Genomic DNA, 17,835 nt, shown 5'->3' with positions numbered 1-17,835 from the left:
CACACAGACTTCCGATTCTGGAATCCCCTGTGGCCAACCCGAGTCAATCCGCCGCACTAGATACGTGCATGCCCTAGTGCTTTCGCAGGGACGACAGCTGAATTCGTAGCGATATCGACCGCTCAATTCGCCTTGGCCGGCTTCCGTTCCGTGAACGGCGACAGCACCACCGTCGCGAGCATGAAGATCACGGACGCGCCGAACACCCAATGTGGCGCGCTCTGATCCATGATCCAGCCGAACAGCAGCGGTGAGACGATGCCGCCGAGATTGAAGCCGGTGGAGACGATGCCGAACGCACGGCCGGCGGCACCCGCGGGCGCGGCATTGCGCACCAGCATGTCCCGCGACGGCGCGATCACGCCGGAGAGGAAGCCCGCGGTTGCCATCGCGGCCGTCAAGGCCCAGCCGGGCAGCGTCGCCAGCGCGATCAGCAGCACGAGTGCTGCGTTCACGGCAAAACAGGCGGCGGCGACATAGCCGTGACGCTCGGTGTGGTCGGCGAGGAAGCCGCCGGCGAGCACGCCCGCGGCGCTGCAGCCAAGGAACGCCGTCAGCATGACGTTGGCCGAGGAATAGGAAACGCCATAGCCGCTCATCAGCGCGACCACGCCGAAATTGTTGATGCCGGCGACCGACAGGCTGAGCAGCATGAACAGCGCGGTCAGCATCATCAGCGCCGGCGTGATCACGGCCTGCTTCGGCGCGTTCTCAGCGCCCGGCTTCTTTTTGTGCGCGCCGGCATCGGGAATGTTCATCGCGATCAGCAGCAACGCCACCAGCACGGCGATCGCGCCCGACGCGATCAACGCGCCGGTGCCGCCGGACATCGTGACCAGCGCGGCGACGATCGCCGGTGCCACCGCGCCGCCGAGAAAGCCCGCAAAGGTGTGGACCGAGAAGGCGCGGCCCATCCGCGCCTCGTCCATGTGCTCGGCCAGGATCGCGTAATCGGCGGGGTGATAGACGCTGTTGGCGAGCCCGAGCAGCACGGCGCAGGCGATCAGCGATGCGTAGCTCAGGTGCAGGCCGAGCAGGATCAGCGCGCAGCCGCCGAGCGCGAGCCCGGCCAACAGGATCTTGCGCGCGCCAAAATGGTCGACGAGATAGCCGGTCGGCGCCTGCGTCAGGCCCGAGACGACGGCGAGCGTGGTCAGCGAGAAGCCGAGCTCGACATAGCCGACGCCGAGCTTGTCTTTCAGGAAAGGGAACAGCATCGGCAGGACCAGCAGATGGAAATGGCTGACCCAATGCGCGATCGAAATCCCCGTCAGCGTGCGCAGCGCACTGTCCGCCTTGCCTTGCTGCGGTGCGGCGAGAACGTCGACCATTGCAGTTCCGTTTCACTCCCGATGGACGCGCAAACTATCGGGGAGAGCGGTTATTTGTCCATGAACGCAGGCGCATGGCAGGTAGCGCGGGCGGGGGCGCACTGTTCTCAATAAGCGTCAGGTGGTGCAGCGAGGCACACTGCGCTCCCTCCCCCCTTGCGGGGGAGGGTGGGGGAGAGGGGTAGCCCAGCAAGAGGTCTATCGGTCGTCGCTGCAAACCGATCGTCGCGCCCTCGAAAGAGTGTGCCGTGTGGCACCCCTCTCCCTAGCCCTCCCCCGCAAGGGGGGAGGGAACGCACCGTTTGTGAGGTAAGCTTTATCCCTCACAACGGCTCGTCATCCGTCCCATATCGATCGCGCTTCGGCGTCGCGATGTCGCCGTCCTCGTAATCATCGTCGTCGGTGACGCGCGGAGGCGCCGGCTTCTTCGCCTTGTCATCCGCTGATTTGGGCGGCTCGCTCGACTTGGCAGTCTTGTTGGCGGTCTTGGCCATATCTGGTCCCGGATGGTGATGCTGCATCCGAATCTACCCGCCAAATATGTGCGGTTCCTGACTTATCTCAAGAGGCGACGAAGCCGTCAGTGCACGATCGGCCCGCCCGCCTTCTTCCAGGCATCGATGCCGCCGGCGATATGGGCGGTGTTGAGAAGGCCCGCGTCCTTTGCAGCCGCAACCGCCATCGCCGAGCGCTCGCCGAAGGCGCAGAAGAACACCACGCGCCGCCCCGTTGCGGCCGCGACCTCGCGCAGCATGCCGCCGGGCTTCAGGCTCTCCTCGACGGTGGGATAGGGCGTGTGCAGTGCGCCTTCGAGCATGCCGTGCTTCATCCGCTCGTTGGTCTCGCGCAGGTCCACCAGGAGGATATCGGGTCGGTGAAGCGAGCGGATCGCCTCGGTCGCGCTGAGCGCGCGGCCCTCTTTCTCCAGCTCCTCCTGGTGCAGGCCGACGCGCATGTTGGCGGGCACCGCCACGTCCATCATCTTCGGATTGGGCAGCTTCAAATTGCCCATCAGCTCGATATATTCGTCGACCGAGCGCACCTGAAGCCGCGGGTTGTAGCGCTTCTCCTCGCCGATGGTGGAGACGGTGTCGCCCTTGTAGTCGTGGGCCGGAAACACCATCGTCTCGTCCGGCAGCTTGAGCAGGCGGTTGAAGATCGAATCGTATTGCGCGCGCGCCGAGCCGTTCTGGAAATCGGTGCGGCCGGTGCCGCGGATCAGCAGCGTGTCGCCGGTGAAGACGCGGTCGCCCATCACATAGGAATAGGAATCGTCGGTGTGGCCCGGCGTGTACATCACGTCGAGCGACAGGCCCTCGATCGTCACCTTGTCGCCGTCGGCGACCCGCATCGCCACCACGTCGGCCTTGGTCTGGTCGCCCATCACGGTCATGCAATGGGTGCGGTCGCGCAACTCGCCGAGGCCGGTGACGTGGTCGGCATGCAGATGCGTATCGACCGCCTTCACCAGTTTGAGGTCGAGCTCGCGCAGCAATTGGCAATAGCGGTCGACCTTCTCCAGCACGGGATCGAGGATCAGCGCCTCGCCGCCGGGGCGGCTGGCGAGGACATAACTGTAGGTGCCCGAAACGCTGTCGAAGAGCTGGCGGAAGATCATGGCAGGCCCCGGCTTGGAACTGACTTCCAAGATTCTACTACGGGACGAGCCAGAAAGAGAAGCAATTCACTGTGTGAATGGTAATATTTGGAAGATTTTTATTGCGCGGGATGGGGTGGTGGAGCGGCGGCTGTGGCCATGGGTCCCGGATCGGCGCGCGCTTGAGGCGCGCTTGTCCGGGACGACAGCGGAGGGTGTGGCCAAGATTACGGCCGCACCACCGTGTACCCATTCTCCGCCAGGAACAGGATCTGCCCGACGCCCACCTGTACCGGCGTCGCGCCCAGAATGAACTCCGGCCGCTTGCCGGTCTCGCGCTCGAGCGTGTCCACCGTGTTGAGACAGATGTCGAAGCGCACGCCCTGGGCGATCAGGCTTTCGACCTGCTTGCGGCGCTCGCTGCCTGACAGCAACAAATCGATGCCGGGGCCGAACGCCACCACCTCGATCGCGACCTTGTCGGGATCATAGGCCTTCAGCAGATTGTTGGCGACGCTCAGCACCAGCGCCTGTTTCTTCGCATCGCCGTCGGAGAGCTGCAGGACGATCTTGTGCTCGGCGAACGGCTTGTCCTGGAGCGGCACCTGCTGCGCAACAGCCTGTGGCATCGCAGCCCAGGCCAGCAGCGCCAGCAGCATCGCGCAAAACACCTGCAACCGCATCATCCCTATCCCGCAATGCCCGGATTGCCATCGACGCCTTTCAGCGCGATGCCGGAGCCGAGCCGCTCCTGTAACATCCGGCCCGAGCGCAGATATTTGCCGACGACGTCCCACACCGGTGCGCCCTGCCGGCCGTTGACCGAAGCCCAGCCTGCGACCTTGTAGCGGTGGCTGGCGTTGATCGCCTTGCCGCCATCGAGCTTCAGCTCCGAGATGCGGCTGCCGATGGCATCCGTCGGCGTGCAGGTGTAGCTGAGCCCGCCGGCACGCACCATGTCGCCGCCCTGCTGGTAGTAGGGATCGGCGTTGAAGAGATTGTCGCAGACATCTTCCAGCACGGTCTTGATCTCGGCGCCGGTCATCTCCTGCACATAGGTCTCGGGATAGGTGATCGCGGTTTCCGCCAGCAGATCCTCCATGGTCAGCGGCTGGCCTGACAGCGCGGTGACGCCCCAGCGGAAGCCCGGCGACAGCGCGATCTCGGCATCGAGCTCGGTGCGCAGCGCGGTGCAGATCAGTTCGTCCATGGGCCCGGAGAAATTGCCGCGGCGATAGAGCAGGCGGTCGGGAGTCGCGATCTTCTCCGACCAGTCGGCGACATGCGGCGCGCGGACCCGCCCGATCAGCTCGGCCATCGCCGGATCGGGCTTCAGGAGCTCCGAATAGACCGGCAACAGGCGATATTTGACGTCGCCCACCTTGCCCTTGTCGAGCGCGAGATCGAGCACGCCCAAAAATTTTCCGTTGGAGCCGGCATTGGTGACGAGCGTGGTGCCGCCGGCGTTCTTCACTGGCATAGGCTGCGGCACGGCGTCATGGGTGTGGCCGCCGAGAATGACGTCGATGCCGGTGACGCGGCTAGCGAGCTTGAGATCGACGTCCATGCCGTTGTGCGACAGCAGGATCACGGCATCGACCTTGTCGGTGCCGCGCAAGGCATCGACATGCTTCTGCAGCTCCTCCTCGCGGATGCCGAAAGTCCAGTCGGGCGTGAAGCGCCTGGGATGCGCGATCGGGACGTAAGGGAAGGCCTGGCCGACGATCGCGACGCGATGACCGCCGAGCTCCTTGATGACGGAGGGCTTGAACACGCGCCCGGTCGCGGGATCGAAGGCACGGGCGTCGTTGAACGCGGCTTCCTCGGTCAGGAACACGTTCTGCGCCAGGAACTCGCCCTTGAAGCGCTCGAGATTGTCGCGCAGCACCTGCTCGCCATAGGTGAATTCCCAATGCCCGGTCATCGCCTCGATGCCGAGCAGATTGGCGACCTCGACCATGTCGCGGCCCTGCATGACGTTGGCGAGCCCGGTGCCCTGCCAGAGGTCGCCGCCGTCGACGAGCAGGGAATCCTTCTCGCCGACATCGCCGCGCAGGCGGTCGATCAGCGTCTTCAGATGGGCAAAACCGCCGAGCTTGCCGAAGCGTCCCGCGGACTTCTCGAACTCGAAGCAGGTGAAGGCATAGGCATCGGCGCTGTCGGGCCGGATGCCGAACCGTTCCAGAAAGGCGCGCCCGACCAGATGCGGCGGCCGTCCGGCCATCTCGCCGATGCCGATATTGACGCTGGGCTCGCGGAAATAGACCGGATTGAGCTGCGCATGCGCGTCGGTGATGTGCAGGATCCGCGCATTGCCGAACCGTTCGAGCTCGTAGATGCTCGCGGTCTCGGTGCCGCGTGCGAGCCGGGGCAGGCTGAGCGATGCGGCGGCAAGGCTTGCACCCTTCAGGAAATCGCGGCGGCGGATGGCCATCTCGAATCTCGAATTCTCCGCGCCCCTTCAACGACGGTCCGACAGTTCCAACAGGCCCAGTCTAGCGGATTTCCATCGCCTTCCAGGCTTCTTTTTCGGACGTCGCCTGGAAGATCGACGCCTTCGCCAGCGCTTCGGCTTCCTTGGCTGCGGCCAGCGCGCGGTCGAAATCGCCGCCGTCGGCCGCCTTCTTGGCGGCTGCCAGCGCAGATACGGTCACGGTCCACTGGTTGCGCATGCCGGCTGCCTCCTTGGAGGCGGCTTCGGCGGCGGCATAGGCCGCCTTGTAGTCCGCCTCATTTGCCGCGCGCGCGGATGGCGCAAGGCTTAAGGCCAGCAGCATGGCGAGGGGAAGTGACCGCTTCATGGCCGCGCTCCCGGGCCTGAGATAGGCAGTCCGTTGGCGACGTAGGAGAGGAAATATTCGACGTCGCGATATTCATCCGCTTGCGGCTCCAGCGGAACCGCGCGGGTCTGGCTGTTGCAGGTGACGAAGCGGCGGCTGATCGTGCCCATGCCGCTCCATTCGGAGCGGTAGATCGGCATCGCGTTCAAAATACCGAGCGCCGGCGCCAGGATCTCGGCGCGGATGCGCTCGCCCGGGCTTTGCACATGGCAGCTCGCGCAGGAGAAATTCATCTGGCCGCGCCGCGTGTAGAAATAGCGCTTGCCGTTCTCGAATGCCGCAAGCGCGCGCGGATCGTCGGGGATCTTGATGTCCATCAGCTTGCCGCGCGAGGTGTAGGCCATGTAGGCCGTCAGCGAAGCCATCTCGTCCTTGACATAGGAGTAGGGTGCTTCGCCATTGGCCTCGCGGCAGCGGTTGAGCGCGAGCTCCAGCGTGACGACCTTGCCTTCCTTCGCGTCGAAATAGGGATAGTTCTGGCGGATGCCGACGCCGCCGTTCGGGAAGCAGTCGGCATAGGTCTTACCGTTCTTGAACGGCGTCGCGAACATCTCCTTGCCGGCGTCGAGCGCGAACTCGTAGGGCGGGAATTCTTCCTTCTCCTGCCACTGCCGCTTCATGTCCTCGTTCATGGAATAAGGACCGTTGACGAAATCCTCGTGCTTCACGTTCGGAAACTTCTGGAAGAAGAAGTTCTGGAACGCCTTGGCATCGGCAACGGGATCGACCTTGTCGGCCGCGATCACGCGCGGCGAGGTCAGGGCGAACGCGACCAGCGCGGCGCTGAGCGAGCCAAGCAGCAGGTGGATGCGGGCCTTCATCACGCGATCTTCGCGGTGGTCGTGTCCGAGCCGCCCTTGTTGTCGGTCCAGGAGATCTTGAGCTCGTCGCCCTTCTTGGCGCCCTTGAAGCTGAACTTGACGTAGGGGTCCTTGGAGACCGCCGTGCCCCAATCGGCGACGAACACGTCCTTGCCGTTACATTCGAACTTCAGCTGCTGGATGAAATGCGCCGGAATCGCTTCGCCCTTGGAATCCTTGACCAGGCCGGTGTCCATGGGGTGCTGGATCAGCGCCTGCACCTCGGTGATGTCGCCGTTGGATGTTGCGCGCACGCGAATGCTGGATGCCATGTCGAACTGCCTCGCTTAACCGCCGCAACCGCCGACGGTGACCTTGACCTCTTTGGTCGCGCTGTAGAGCTTGCCGTCGGCTTCCACGATCGCGGTCACGTTGGTGGTCTTCGCCATCTTCAGCCGGTTGGCGACACCAGGCAGCGTGCCGTCCGGAATTTTGTAGGACGCCGCGAGCGCGAACGGGTTCTCGGCCACGAAGAACGAGATCGAGGTCACCTTGTCGAGCGTTGTCGTCACCGAGATCGGCACCACGCTGCCGTTCTCGGCAATCTCGGGCGCATCGAGCTTGACCTTGTCGGACGGTTCGGCGGTCTTGCCGTAGAGCGCCTTGATCGCGTCCGCCTCGTTCTTCTGCTTGAACGCCTCGTTCGGATATTTGTCGTTGGCCGCCGCGAGCGCAGGCGCCGCTGCGAACGGCAGATTGCCGAGGCCGAGCAGCGCGACGGAGGCCGCACCCTGAAGGATCAGGCGCCGCGTCGGATGAGGGCCGGTGGTCGTGGTCATCTCGGGTCTCCTGGGCCGCCGGCCGTTACAGGGTCTGCAGGAAATCAACGATCGCGCTGATCTCCTGTTCGGTCAAAATCCGGTTCCGGCCGAATGGCGGCATCATGGTCTGGGGATTGCGCTTGGTCTCGTCGAAGATGATCGCCACCAGCTCGTTGCGATCAGGGTATTTTGATTTGATGTCCTTCAGCTCGGGGCCGATCGTTCCCGGCAGGTCGCCGCCTTTGATGACGTGGCAGGTCAGGCAATTGCCCTTGCCGCGGTCGAAGGCGAGCTTCTGGCCCTCAGCCACGGCGGATTGTGCCCGTGCCGGGCCGGCGAAGCCGGCGGCGATGGCCAGCAGGAGGAACAGGACAGGCATCCGGAAAAGGGCGGTCAAGGCGTCATTCCGAGGCGTTTTGGCGATGGTCTCGATCGCGAAATAGAAGCGTTCCAAAGCACAAAGGGCCGCCCCTGACAATCAAGACTATCCACGCGGCAAAATGGAGTTAATATCTTCCGCATTGCAACTGAAGAGATTATTTGTTCGGTCGATTTGGCCCCCAAGAGTCCTCAAGACTTAAGGGCAATGGGCGCGGGCCGGCTGTTTCCGGGGCGTTAGGACGCTCATCCTGTTTTCATCTCGTTCTCGTTTTTTCAAGGGGACCTCACTTGGCTGAATATGTCGTCGAATTTGGCAGGGACGGCGGACGGGTTGAGCCCGACGGCCGGCTCGATGCACCCGCCTTTCATCGCAATCACGAGCCGATCTGGGCGGCGCTGGAGAAGCATCTGGCTGGGCTGACCGGCAACGTGGTCGAGGTCGGCAGCGGAACCGGTCAGCACGTGGTCCATTTCGCCCGGCAGACGCCCGGCCTGATCTGGTGGCCGAGCGACCTCAACCAGCGGCACGTGAAGAGCATCGAGGCCTGGCGCGTCCATTCGGGCTTGCCAAACATCCGCTCGCCCTTGCGGATCGACCTCACCGATCCCGACTGGTGCCCGGAGATGAAAAGCGGGCAGGGGCCGACCAGCCTTGCCGCCGTGTTCTGCGCCAATGTCATCCACATCGCGCCCTGGACCGTGGCCGAAGGCCTGTTCGCCGGCGCAGGCCGCTACCTGCGCGCCGATGGCAAGCTGTTCCTCTATGGCCCGTTCAAGCGCGACGGCAAGCACACCGCGCTCAGCAACGCCGTGTTCGACACCTCGTTGCGCGAAGGCAATCCCGACTGGGGCGTGCGCGACGTCGTCGATGTCGAGAAGCTGGCGAAGGCGGCAGGCCTCGGCCTCGTCGACACGATCGAGATGCCCGCGAACAATCTGACGCTGGTGTTTTCGCGCTAGCTGCACGGGAGGAGCGCTCCCTCCCCCGCTTGCGGGGGAGGGCGGGGGAGAGGGTGTTTCCGCGACGGGATAACCCCCAAGAGGAGGAAGCCCTCACCCGCCGCGCTCTGCGAGCGCGTCGGCCTCTCCCGCAAGCGGGAGAGGCAAGAGGCGTGCGTGGCCTGCACTGATCTAATCAACGGCGGCCGTCACGCCTCGTCCTTCCAACCGATCTTGTCCTTCAAGAACCGGAAGCCGAGCACCTCAAAACCGGCGCGCTCCTTGTTGTCCTTGCCGTAGCCATGGCCACCTGCGGCCGGCTCGTAGAACCAGGTCTCATAGCCCATCGCCTGCAGCTTTGCTGCCATCTTGCGGGCATGGCCGGGATGGACGCGGTCGTCGCGCCGCGTCGTCGCGATCAGGATCGGCGGATAGGCCTGGCCGTCCCTGACGTTGTGATAGGCGGAGTAGGTCTTCAGCCATTCCCATTCGTCCGGCTTGTCGGGGTCGCCATATTCCGCGATCCAGCTCGCGCCCGCGAGCAGCTTTGTGTAGCGGCGCATGTCGATCAGCGGGATGGTGCAGAACAGCGCGCCGAAGCGCTCGGGATAGCGCACCAGCATGTTGGTGATCAGGATGCCGCCGTTCGATCCGCCTTGCGCGGCGATGCGCTTCGCGCTCGTCACGCCGCGACGGACGAGGTCGGCGGCAACGGCCGCGAAATCGTCATGCGAGAGCTTCTTGCCGGCCAGGCGCCCGGCATCGTGCCAGCGCGTGCCGAACTCGCCGCCGCCGCGCAAATTCGCCTGCACCGTGGTGCCGCCGCGCTCCAGCCACAGCTTGCCGAGCGAGGCGTTGTAATACGGCTTCACCGCATGGCCGAAGCCGCCATAGGCACTCATATAGACCGGCGCATCGCCGGTCTCGTCGGCGGGGCCGGTCTGCACATAGGGAATGCGCTCGCCGTCGATCGAGATGGCCTCGTGCTGCGTTACGACGAGGCCATCGGCGGTGAACGTCTTCGGCGCCTGTTTCAGCACGGTCGGACTTGCGACGCCGCGCGCGAGCAACAGCAGCGAGGGCGGCGTGAGCGGGTCCTGCACATTGGCGAGCAGATCGCCGTTGCTTTCGGAGGGATGGCGATCCAGCGGCCAGACGTCGACGACGCCGATCTGCGGCAGGCCGGGAAGCGTCTCGCGGCTCCAGCCGGCGGCGGATGGCGTGCAGATCTCGAATTGCGGTTTGAGCTCGTCGAGGATCGACAGCACCAGCTTTCCTGCGACCCAGAACAGGCCCTGCAAGGCGCGCCGCGGCGCAGGCTCGAACAGCACCGCAAAATCGCGACTGCCGGCGAGGAAGGCGGAGAGCGACATGCCGAGCACGGTGTCGGTGGCATAGGTGCGGCCTTCGACCTGCCAGTCCTTGCGCAGCTTCATCGCGAACCAGTCGCCATGGGCCTGCATCCAGACGCCGGTCGGCAGATCGAGCTTCGTCGTGGTGCCCGCCGCATCGCGCAGCCAGATCGCGTGGTTGAAGAAGTCGATCTGATTGACGATCCAGACCCGCGGCTCGGGCCCGGTGTCGTCGCTCATGCCGTAGATCGTCATGTGATCGGCGGTGGTCTCGATGATCACCTCGGCCTGATCGACAGGCTGGCCGCGCCGCCACACGCGAACCGTCCGCGCATAGCCGGAACCGGTCGCCATGCCCTCGCCATGCGCGCTCGACAGCAGCAGCGTGTCGGCATCGAGCCAGTCCGCGCCGCCCTTGGCTTCGGGAAGTCTAAAACCGTCCTCAATGAAACTCTTCGTAGCGAGGTCGAACTCCCGCAAGGTGACGGCGTCGCTGCCGCCGCGCGACACGCTCAGAATGGCGCGCGAGCCTCCGGGCATCGTAGCGATCCCGCTCAGCAGCCAGTCCTCGCCTTCCTTTGCCGCGAGCTGGTCGATATCCAGCATGGTCTCCCACGCCGGATCGGGTTTGCGAAACTCCGCAAGCGTGGTCCGCCGCCACACCCCCCGCGGATTGCTGGCGTCCTTCCAGAGATTGTGCAGGTCGGTGCCGCGCCGGCTGACATAGGGGATGTTGTCGGGACGATCATAGATTCCAGCAAGGATGTCGCGGTCGCGTTCGAACGCCGCTCCGCCGAACGCCTGGAGCGTCAGGCTGTTCTGCCGCTCGACGAAATCGAGCGCCTGCCGGCCTTCGATCTCCTCCAGCCACAGCCAGGGATCGTCGTCGGGAGCGCTGAGCGTGGGCCTGTCGTCGACGGACATGAACGAAACTCCGTAAAATCGCGGCGGATAGGATTTGATCGAGCGCAAGCCGTCAAGGGCACGCGCTGCTATCATCCCATTGATTGCGTCAGAGGCATGGCCCGCGCCCGTTTGCGCCGGTTGCCCGCCCTTCCGCGCCCCTCCATAGTGGCGGGAATCAACAAGGCCCTCGAAAGCCTCAAGAGCCCCTTGGGGCGGAAGTGCCGATGCTGGACGTAACTGCTGTCAATGAGATCGCCGCCGATGCCCGTGTGCGTGCCAATGTGGTGCGCCTTGCCGCCGCGCAAGCGTTGACCGGCGCCAATTCGGCGGTCATTTTCGCTACCGGCGCGATCGTCGGCGCCACGCTCGCACCCGACATGTCGTTCGCGACCGTGCCGATCTCGATGTATGTGGTGGGGCTCGCCGCCGGCACGCTGCCGACCGGCGCGATCTCGCGCCGCTTCGGCCGTCGCGCCGCCTTCATCATCGGCACCGGTCTCGGCGCGCTCACCGGCCTGCTCGGCTGCTTCGCCATCCTGCACGGCTCGTTCGCGCTGTTTTGTCTCGCGACCTTCCTCGGCGGCCTCTACGGCGCGGTGGCGCAGTCCTATCGCTTCGCGGCCGCCGATGGCGCGAGCGCGGCCTACCGGCCCAAGGCGGTGTCCTGGGTGATGGCGGGTGGCGTGTTCGCCGGCGTGCTGGGTCCGCAGCTCGTGCAATGGACCATGGATGTCTGGCAGCCTTATCTGTTTGCCTTCAGCTTCCTGGTGCAGGCCGCGGTGGCGCTGATCGCGATGGGCATCGTCGCCGGCGTCGATATGCCGAGGCCCGCGCCGGCCGATCTGCATGGCGGCCGGCCGCTGCTCACGATCGTCAGCCAGCCGCGCTTCATCGCGGCGGCGCTGTGCGGCGTGATCGCCTATCCCATGATGAATCTGGTGATGACCTCGGCGCCGCTCGCCATGAAGCTGTGCGGCCTGTCCGTGTCCGATTCCAATTTCGGCCTGCAATGGCACATCGTCGCCATGTATGGGCCGAGCTTCTTCACGGGCACGCTGATCGCGCGCTTCGGCGCCCCGAAGATCGTGGCCGCCGGATTGCTGCTGGAAGCGGGCGCCGCCAGCATCGGTCTCTCCGGCATCACGGCGATGCACTTCTGGGCGACGCTGATCGTGCTCGGCGTGGGCTGGAATTTCTCCTTCATCGGCGCCTCCGCGCTGGTGCTGGAGACACATCGCCCGCAGGAGCGCAACAAGGTGCAGGCCTTCAACGATTTCCTGGTGTTCGGCATGATGGCGATCGGCTCGTTCTCCTCCGGGCAATTGCTCGCCAATTACGGCTGGTCCGCGGTGAACATGGTGGTGTACCCGCCGGTCGTGCTCGGCCTTGCCGTGCTCTCGCTGGTCTCCTGGGCCCGCCGCCGTAAGGCGCGGCTCGAAGCGGCCATGGGCGAGTTCCCCGACGCGGTCTAGATTGGCGGGAGGCTGTCAGCAGCATCGATGCTTCGATCGCCGTCGAAGTGATTTTCGGGAGCCGCGTTGTTACATGATGCTCGTCATGAACAGGCGAGCGTGAAGCCAGGCGCTTGCGGGGGAACCTCACGGAGAAGCGCAAATGCTCGACAACCCCCGCCATACGGTCGCAAACGACGAATCCTCGTTCCGCTACGGAGGCTGGCTCATCGTCGCGGTCTGCTTCCTGCTCGCGACCTTCGGCTGGGGGCTCGGCTTCTACGGCCAGAGCGTCTATGTCGCCGAGCTCCAGCGCGCGCGGGGCTGGCCGGCCTCGCTGATCTCATCCGGCACGACGTTCTTCTATCTGTTCGGCGCATTGCTGGTCGTCTTCGTCGGCGAAGCCGTGCGAAAATACGGCCCGCGGCTCAGCCTGATCGCGGGCACGCTGGCGATGGCGGCCGCCGCGGTCGCGATCGGCGCGGTGCGTGAGCCGTGGCAGCTCTATCTCGCCGACGCCGTGCTCGCCTTCGGCTGGGCCGGCACCAGCCTTGCCATGATCACCAACACGATCAGCCTGTGGTTCGACCACAAGCGCGGCATGGCGATCAGCCTCGCGCTCAACGGCGCCAGTTTTGGTGGCATCGTCGGCGTGCCGTTGCTGGTGACGCTGATCGGCCATGTCGGTTTCGCCAGCGCGATGTACGCCGCCGCCGGTGCCATGCTGGTGCTGCTCGTGCCGGTGATCCTGCTGTTCGTCGGCCGCCCGCCCGACCTTCACGGCTGGCACGCGGCAGCGAGGGCAAAATCGCAATCATCGACGCAGATCCGCGCCTGGGCGCTGCGCGACGTCGGCTTCCTCACGGTGACGATTGCGTTTGCGCTGGTGCTGTTCGCCCAGGTCGGCTTCATCGTGCACCTGATCTCGTTCCTTGATCCCGTGATCGGGCGCGAGCGTGCAGCGGTAGCGGTCGCGGTGCTGACGGCGATGGCGGTGGTCGGCCGCGTGCTGTTCTCGCTGGTGATCGACCGCCTCAACCAGCGGCTGGCCTCCGCGATCTCGTTCCTGAGCCAGGCCGCCGCGCTCCTCGTGGTCATCAACCTGCACAACGACTATGTGCTGATCGCGGCCTGCGCCGTGTTCGGCTTCTCGGTCGGCAACCTCATCACGCTGCCGTCGCTGATCGTGCAGCAGGAGTTCGACAGCGCCGCGTTCGGCGTGCTGATCAGCCTCAACACCGCGATCAACCAGGTGACCTACGCGTTCGGCCCTGGCGTCGTCGGCTTCCTGCACGATTGGTCCGGCGGGTACTCGCTGCCGTTCTATCTCTGTATCGCGCTGGAAGTGATAGCGGCGGCGCTGATCATGGTGCGGGGAAAGCCGCGGGCGAAGCTCCCGTAGGGTGGGCAAAGGCGCTCTTGCGCCGTGCCCACCACCTGTCTCTAGATCGCGAGATTTGGTGGGCACGCTTCGCTTTGCCCACCCTACGAGATCGTGCCCCTACGGCATCACGCTTCGCGCTGCCTCAACAACGCCTCGACATCCAGCCGCTTGGTGAACATCGCGAGCTTCCCGTCCGGTCCGAACGGCCATTGCTCCCTGGGCTTGTCCCAATACAGCTCCACGCCGTTCTCATCGGGGTCGCGCAAATACAGCGCCTCGCTGACGCCGTGGTCGCTGGCGCCGTCCAGCGCAATGCCGGCCGTGAGCACCCGGTGCAGCGCATCCGCCAGCGCGGGGCGCGTCGGATAGAGGATCGCGGTGTGGAAGAGGCCGGTCGTGCCGGGCGGCGGCGGCGAGCCACCCTTGCTCTCCCAGGTGTTGAGCCCGATGTGGTGATGATAGCCGCCGGCCGAGATGAAGGCGGCGCCCGAGCCCATCCGCTGCATCAGCTCGAAGCCGAGCACGCCGCAATAGAAGCCGAGCGCGCGATCGAGATCGGCGACCTTGAGATGGACGTGGCCGATTCGGGTGCCGGCGGCGACGGCCTGGTTTTGCGACATGGGAATGCTCCGTTGAAACCATGCACATAAGTCGGGTGCCGGGACAGTGCTACGGGCCGATCCCGAAACCCATCGTTTCCGAATGGGAAACTAGGCGAGCTCCGACACCTCGCCCTCCGGCAACCCGAATTCAAACGTGTTCAGTGTCATCGACACCAGAGTGTAATAGCCGCACAGCCCGATCACCTCGACGACGCCGCGTTCGCCGAGCAGCTTCACCGCCTCGTCGTAGAGTCCCTTCTCGACGCCGTGCCTCTCGTGCAGCGACTTCGCGACATCGTAGATCATCTTCCCCTTGGGATCGTCGAAGTCAGGCGTGCGGCGGTCGCGGATGGCGTCGATGGTTTTCGGATCCATGCCACCGGCAAGCGCGAGGCGCTTGTGCGCATACCATTCGTAATGCGCGGTCCAGTGCCGCGCCGTTACCAGGATCGCGATCTCCGAGAGTTTTGCCGGGAAGATCGTGTCGAAGCGCAGGACTTCGCCGAGCCGCGTCGCGTGGCGCGCCATCTCCGGGCTGCTCAGCCAGGCCATCATCGGTGCCGGCGGTTTGCCGCGCTTGCCGGCGATCGACTCGTCATAGGTCTGCCGCTGGCTCTCGTTCATTTCGCCAGGCGAAAGAAGTTTCAGGCGCATTCTGGTTTCCTCTTTGTTTTCAAGCACCGTCGTTAGCTGCGACTATAGCGGAATGCGGCTCGCGGAAGTGGTTGAATTCCACGGGGCGATGGCCCAGAGTCGCCGCCAACAAGTCGATTTTGAGTGATGGAAACGACCAATGACTGACTCCAAAACCAGCGACACTGAGACCGCCGAGCTCGAAACATTCCGCAACGAGACGCGCGCCTGGCTGGAAGCCAACTGCCCGCCGGAGATGCGCAAGCCCGCAACATCCGATGCCGACGTGTTCTGGGGTGGGCGCAACGCAAAATTCTCGTCCGAGCCGCAGCGCATCTGGTTCGAGCGCATGCGCGACAAGGGCTGGACCGTGCCTGATTGGCCGAAGGAATATGGCGGCGGTGGCCTCAGCGCCGCCGAGCACAAGGTGCTGCGCGCGGAGATGGCCAGGATGGGCGTGCGGCCGCCGCTGTCGAGCTTCGGCATCTGGATGCTCGGGCCGGCGCTTTTGAAATACGGCAACGACGCCCAGAAGAAGGAGCATCTGCCGAAGATCGCCGCAGGCGAGATCCGCTGGTGCCAGGGCTATTCCGAGCCGAACGCCGGCTCCGATCTCGCCTCGCTCCAGACCCGCGCCGAGAGCGACGGCGATGATTTCGTCATCACGGGCTCGAAGATCTGGACGTCCTACGCCAACTACGCCGACTGGATCTTCTGCCTCGTCCGCACCGATCCCGCGGCCAAGAAGCACGACGGCATCAGCTTCATCCTGTTCGACATGACCTCGAAGGGCGTCTCGACCAAGCCGATCCTGTTGATCTCCGGCTACTCGCCGTTCTGCGAAACCTTTTTCGACGGCGTCCGCGTGCCGAAGTCGCATGTGGTCGGCACCGTCAACCGCGGCTGGGACGTCGCGAAATATCTGCTCCAGCACGAGCGCGCGATGATCTCGGGGATGGGCGAGCGCGGCGTCGGCCGTCCGCTCGGCCTGATCGCGGCCGACTCCGTCGGTACCGACCCGCAGGGCAAGCTCGATGACGCGATGCTGCGCGGTAAGATCGCGAGCTTCGACGTCGATGAAGCCGCGCTCGCGGCCTGCGCCGAGCGCGCAGTCGATCTCGCCAAGGCCGGGCAGGCGCATCCGGCGTTCTCCTCGGCGATGAAATATTACGGCACCGAGCTCAACAAGCGCCGCTACGAGATCCTGATGTCGGCCGGCGGCGTCGATGCGCTGGAATGGGAGAGCGAGCGCTCCAAGCAGGGCGCCCGCCCGCGCGCCTGGCTGCGCACCAAGGCCAACTCGATCGAGGGCGGCACGTCCGAGGTCATGCTCGGCATCGTCGCCAAGCGCATCCTGGATCTGCCGGGGGCGTGAGTCACGCTGTAGCAACACGTCATTCCGGGGCGCGCGACTTGTCCGCCGAAGCTCGAAGAGCGAAGGCGGAAGCGCGAGCCCGGAATCCATAACCACCAGTCGGGAGTATGGATTCCGGGCCTGCGCCTGCGGCGCATCCCGGAATGACGAACCAAAGTAGATTTCGAATCGGAAACACGCACCATGGCCCTCGTCCTCACCGAAGAACAATCGATGCTCCGCGACTCCGCGCGCGGGCTGATCAGCGACAAGGCGCCGGTGTCGCACCTGCGCCACTTGCGCGACTCCAAGGATCCCACCGGCTTCTCCAAGGAGCTCTGGCAATCCTTCGCCGAAATGGGCTTTGCCGGCCTCTTGGTGCCGGAAGAGTTCGGCGGCAGCGGCCTCGGATTCATGGAGGCCGGTGTGGTGATGGAGGAGATCGGGCGCACGCTGATGCCGTCGCCCTTCCTTGCCACCAGCGTGATCGCGGCTTCCGCGCTGAACCGCGGCGGCAGCGCCGCGCAGAAGTCGGAATATCTGCCGAAGATTTCGAATGGCTCGCTGCTTGCGACGCTGGCGATCGACGAGGGTGCAAAGCATCGTCCGCTCCAGACGAACTTGCAGGCCGTGCGCGCCGGCAACGGTTTCAAGCTTTCCGCCGCCAAGGCACTCGTCGTCGACGGTCATGTCGCCGATCTCTTCATCGTCGCCGCGCGCACTTCTGGCGCCGCTGGCGAGCGCGAGGGTCTGACGTTGTTCCTTGTCAACTCCAAGGCCAAGGGCGTTGCGATCGAGCGCACCATCATGGTTGACGCGCACAACGCGGCGCGGATCGAATTCGCCAATGTCGAGGTTACCGCCGACAGCGTGCTCGGCGAGGTCGATCAGGGGGCCGCGCTGCTCGACGGCGTTCTCGACATCGGCCGCGGCGCGGTCGCCGCCGAAATGGTCGGCCTCAGCGACGAGGTCTTTGGCCGCACCGTCGAGTATCTCAAGAACAGAAAGCAGTTCGGCAAGCTGATCGGCGAATTCCAGGCGCTGCAGCACCGCGCCGCCGAACTCTATGTCGACATCGAGATCACCCGCGCCGCCACCATGAAGGCGCTGCAGGCGCTGGATGCCGACGTCGCCAAGGCCGCATCAGCCGTCGCAGTCGCCAAGGCGCGCGCAGGTACCACCGCCACCCGCGCGGTGCAGGAAGGCGTGCAGATGCACGGCGGCATGGGCATGACCGACCAGTTCGACATCGGCTTCTTCATGAAGCGCGCGCGGGTGTGCGAGGAATTGTTCGGCGATGCGAACTACCACACCGAGCAACTGGCGCGGGCGCGGGGGTATTGAGGCGCTACTGGTGCAACACGGCCCCCTGCGCTCCCTCCCCCCTTGCGGGGGAGGGCGGGGGAGAGGGGTAGCTCAGGAAAAGGTCTGTCCGTCGCGGATG

18 protein-coding genes are annotated in these 17,835 nt (G+C 65.1%); 5 read left to right on the top strand and 13 right to left on the bottom strand.

Features of this window, described 5'->3' with window-relative positions; all coding sequences use genetic code 11:
- Positions 1 to 122 precede the first annotated feature (122 nt).
- From JQ635_RS36050 to soxX, 10 genes are all read right to left on the bottom strand, one after another.
- Complete coding sequence (locus JQ635_RS36050) at positions 123 to 1,331, bottom strand: MFS transporter (RefSeq protein ID WP_211414518.1); 1,209 nt, start codon at positions 1,329 to 1,331, stop codon at positions 123 to 125.
- Between the two features lie 323 nt (positions 1,332 to 1,654).
- On the bottom strand, positions 1,655 to 1,825 hold the full coding sequence (locus JQ635_RS36045) for a hypothetical protein (protein ID WP_211414517.1): 171 nt from the start codon (positions 1,823 to 1,825) through the stop codon (positions 1,655 to 1,657).
- 86 nt (positions 1,826 to 1,911) lie between these two features.
- Entirely contained in the window at positions 1,912 to 2,949 is a 1,038-nt protein-coding gene (locus tag JQ635_RS36040; protein WP_211414516.1) for an MBL fold metallo-hydrolase, read from the bottom strand.
- A 206-nt stretch (positions 2,950 to 3,155) separates the two neighbouring features.
- Positions 3,156 to 3,614 carry a hypothetical protein gene (locus JQ635_RS36035; protein ID WP_211414515.1) on the bottom strand — a complete coding sequence of 153 codons (459 nt, stop codon included), beginning with the start codon at positions 3,612 to 3,614 and terminating at the stop codon, positions 3,156 to 3,158.
- A 2-nt stretch (positions 3,615 to 3,616) separates the two neighbouring features.
- Positions 3,617 to 5,362 (bottom strand): thiosulfohydrolase SoxB, encoded by a 1,746-nt coding sequence (gene soxB / locus JQ635_RS36030; RefSeq protein WP_211414514.1) that lies wholly within the window; start codon positions 5,360 to 5,362, stop codon positions 3,617 to 3,619.
- 61 nt (positions 5,363 to 5,423) lie between these two features.
- Positions 5,424 to 5,729: a hypothetical protein gene (locus JQ635_RS36025; protein ID WP_183248093.1), complete on the bottom strand. Its 306-nt coding sequence runs from the start codon at positions 5,727 to 5,729 to the stop codon at positions 5,424 to 5,426.
- The gene (gene soxA / locus JQ635_RS36020; RefSeq protein WP_211414513.1) at positions 5,726 to 6,589 is read right to left on the bottom strand and encodes a sulfur oxidation c-type cytochrome SoxA; all 864 of its coding nucleotides are present in this window, start codon (positions 6,587 to 6,589) and stop codon (positions 5,726 to 5,728) included. Before soxA ends, JQ635_RS36025 begins: the two co-directional genes overlap by 4 nt.
- The gene (gene soxZ, locus JQ635_RS36015; protein WP_211414512.1) at positions 6,589 to 6,900 is read right to left on the bottom strand and encodes a thiosulfate oxidation carrier complex protein SoxZ; all 312 of its coding nucleotides are present in this window, start codon (positions 6,898 to 6,900) and stop codon (positions 6,589 to 6,591) included. Before soxZ ends, soxA begins: the two co-directional genes overlap by 1 nt.
- A 15-nt stretch (positions 6,901 to 6,915) precedes the next feature.
- Entirely contained in the window at positions 6,916 to 7,407 is a 492-nt protein-coding gene (soxY, locus tag JQ635_RS36010) for a thiosulfate oxidation carrier protein SoxY (RefSeq protein WP_211414511.1), read from the bottom strand.
- Positions 7,408 to 7,432: 25 nt separating this feature from the next.
- Positions 7,433 to 7,786, bottom strand: a complete 354-nt coding sequence (gene soxX / locus JQ635_RS36005) for a sulfur oxidation c-type cytochrome SoxX (RefSeq protein WP_211414510.1) — start codon at positions 7,784 to 7,786, stop codon at positions 7,433 to 7,435.
- Between the two features lie 272 nt (positions 7,787 to 8,058).
- Here soxX and JQ635_RS36000 point away from each other — a divergent pair, with 272 nt between their 5' ends.
- Positions 8,059 to 8,730 (top strand): DUF938 domain-containing protein, encoded by a 672-nt coding sequence (locus JQ635_RS36000; RefSeq protein WP_211414509.1) that lies wholly within the window; start codon positions 8,059 to 8,061, stop codon positions 8,728 to 8,730.
- A 188-nt stretch (positions 8,731 to 8,918) separates the two neighbouring features.
- Here JQ635_RS36000 and JQ635_RS35995 read toward each other — a convergent pair whose 3' ends face one another.
- A complete protein-coding gene (locus tag JQ635_RS35995) occupies positions 8,919 to 10,985 on the bottom strand; it encodes a prolyl oligopeptidase family serine peptidase (RefSeq protein ID WP_211414508.1) in 2,067 nt (688 codons plus the stop codon).
- Between the two features lie 206 nt (positions 10,986 to 11,191).
- Between JQ635_RS35995 and JQ635_RS35990 the strand changes: the two genes are divergently transcribed.
- Together JQ635_RS35990 and JQ635_RS35985 are read left to right on the top strand one after the other, a co-directional pair.
- Positions 11,192 to 12,439: an MFS transporter gene (locus JQ635_RS35990; RefSeq protein ID WP_211414507.1), complete on the top strand. Its 1,248-nt coding sequence runs from the start codon at positions 11,192 to 11,194 to the stop codon at positions 12,437 to 12,439.
- A 142-nt stretch (positions 12,440 to 12,581) separates the two neighbouring features.
- The gene (locus JQ635_RS35985) at positions 12,582 to 13,820 is read left to right on the top strand and encodes an MFS transporter (RefSeq protein WP_211414506.1); all 1,239 of its coding nucleotides are present in this window, start codon (positions 12,582 to 12,584) and stop codon (positions 13,818 to 13,820) included.
- Between the two features lie 107 nt (positions 13,821 to 13,927).
- On the opposite strand, the gene JQ635_RS35980 is transcribed toward JQ635_RS35985, so the two are convergent.
- Together JQ635_RS35980 and JQ635_RS35975 are read right to left on the bottom strand one after the other, a co-directional pair.
- Positions 13,928 to 14,422 carry a VOC family protein gene (locus tag JQ635_RS35980; protein WP_211414505.1) on the bottom strand — a complete coding sequence of 165 codons (495 nt, stop codon included), beginning with the start codon at positions 14,420 to 14,422 and terminating at the stop codon, positions 13,928 to 13,930.
- 90 nt (positions 14,423 to 14,512) lie between these two features.
- On the bottom strand, positions 14,513 to 15,058 hold the full coding sequence (locus JQ635_RS35975; RefSeq protein WP_211414504.1) for a carboxymuconolactone decarboxylase family protein: 546 nt from the start codon (positions 15,056 to 15,058) through the stop codon (positions 14,513 to 14,515).
- A gap of 139 nt (positions 15,059 to 15,197) precedes the next feature.
- Here JQ635_RS35975 and JQ635_RS35970 point away from each other — a divergent pair, with 139 nt between their 5' ends.
- Complete coding sequence (locus tag JQ635_RS35970) at positions 15,198 to 16,412, top strand: acyl-CoA dehydrogenase family protein (RefSeq protein WP_211414503.1); 1,215 nt, start codon at positions 15,198 to 15,200, stop codon at positions 16,410 to 16,412.
- A 183-nt stretch (positions 16,413 to 16,595) separates the two neighbouring features.
- Entirely contained in the window at positions 16,596 to 17,735 is a 1,140-nt protein-coding gene (locus JQ635_RS35965) for an acyl-CoA dehydrogenase family protein (protein WP_211414502.1), read from the top strand.
- Positions 17,736 to 17,835 lie beyond the last annotated feature (100 nt).

It is taken from the genome of Bradyrhizobium iriomotense (assembly GCF_018130765.1).
Classification (GTDB): domain Bacteria; phylum Pseudomonadota; class Alphaproteobacteria; order Rhizobiales; family Xanthobacteraceae; genus Bradyrhizobium; species Bradyrhizobium iriomotense_A.
This window is presented reverse-complemented; position numbering and strand designations above follow the sequence as displayed.

What these genes read in the sequence shown, in the direction of transcription:
- JQ635_RS36050 (WP_211414518.1), bottom strand. Translation starts at nt 1,331, where the DNA reads ATGGTCGACGTTCTCGCCGCACCGCAGCAAGGCAAGGCGGACAGTGCG.
- JQ635_RS36045 (WP_211414517.1), bottom strand. Translation starts at nt 1,825, where the DNA reads ATGGCCAAGACCGCCAACAAGACTGCCAAGTCGAGCGAGCCGCCCAAA.
- JQ635_RS36040 (WP_211414516.1), bottom strand. Translation starts at nt 2,949, where the DNA reads ATGATCTTCCGCCAGCTCTTCGACAGCGTTTCGGGCACCTACAGTTAT.
- JQ635_RS36035 (WP_211414515.1), bottom strand. Translation starts at nt 3,614, where the DNA reads ATGATGCGGTTGCAGGTGTTTTGCGCGATGCTGCTGGCGCTGCTGGCC.
- soxB (WP_211414514.1), bottom strand. Translation starts at nt 5,362, where the DNA reads ATGGCCATCCGCCGCCGCGATTTCCTGAAGGGTGCAAGCCTTGCCGCC.
- JQ635_RS36025 (WP_183248093.1), bottom strand. Translation starts at nt 5,729, where the DNA reads ATGAAGCGGTCACTTCCCCTCGCCATGCTGCTGGCCTTAAGCCTTGCG.
- soxA (WP_211414513.1), bottom strand. Translation starts at nt 6,589, where the DNA reads ATGAAGGCCCGCATCCACCTGCTGCTTGGCTCGCTCAGCGCCGCGCTG.
- soxZ (WP_211414512.1), bottom strand. Translation starts at nt 6,900, where the DNA reads ATGGCATCCAGCATTCGCGTGCGCGCAACATCCAACGGCGACATCACC.
- soxY (WP_211414511.1), bottom strand. Translation starts at nt 7,407, where the DNA reads ATGACCACGACCACCGGCCCTCATCCGACGCGGCGCCTGATCCTTCAG.
- JQ635_RS35995 (WP_211414508.1), bottom strand. Translation starts at nt 10,985, where the DNA reads ATGTCCGTCGACGACAGGCCCACGCTCAGCGCTCCCGACGACGATCCC.
- JQ635_RS35990 (WP_211414507.1), top strand. Translation starts at nt 11,192, where the DNA reads ATGCTGGACGTAACTGCTGTCAATGAGATCGCCGCCGATGCCCGTGTG.
- JQ635_RS35985 (WP_211414506.1), top strand. Translation starts at nt 12,582, where the DNA reads ATGCTCGACAACCCCCGCCATACGGTCGCAAACGACGAATCCTCGTTC.
- JQ635_RS35980 (WP_211414505.1), bottom strand. Translation starts at nt 14,422, where the DNA reads ATGTCGCAAAACCAGGCCGTCGCCGCCGGCACCCGAATCGGCCACGTC.
- JQ635_RS35975 (WP_211414504.1), bottom strand. Translation starts at nt 15,058, where the DNA reads ATGCGCCTGAAACTTCTTTCGCCTGGCGAAATGAACGAGAGCCAGCGG.
- JQ635_RS35970 (WP_211414503.1), top strand. Translation starts at nt 15,198, where the DNA reads ATGACTGACTCCAAAACCAGCGACACTGAGACCGCCGAGCTCGAAACA.
- JQ635_RS35965 (WP_211414502.1), top strand. Translation starts at nt 16,596, where the DNA reads ATGGCCCTCGTCCTCACCGAAGAACAATCGATGCTCCGCGACTCCGCG.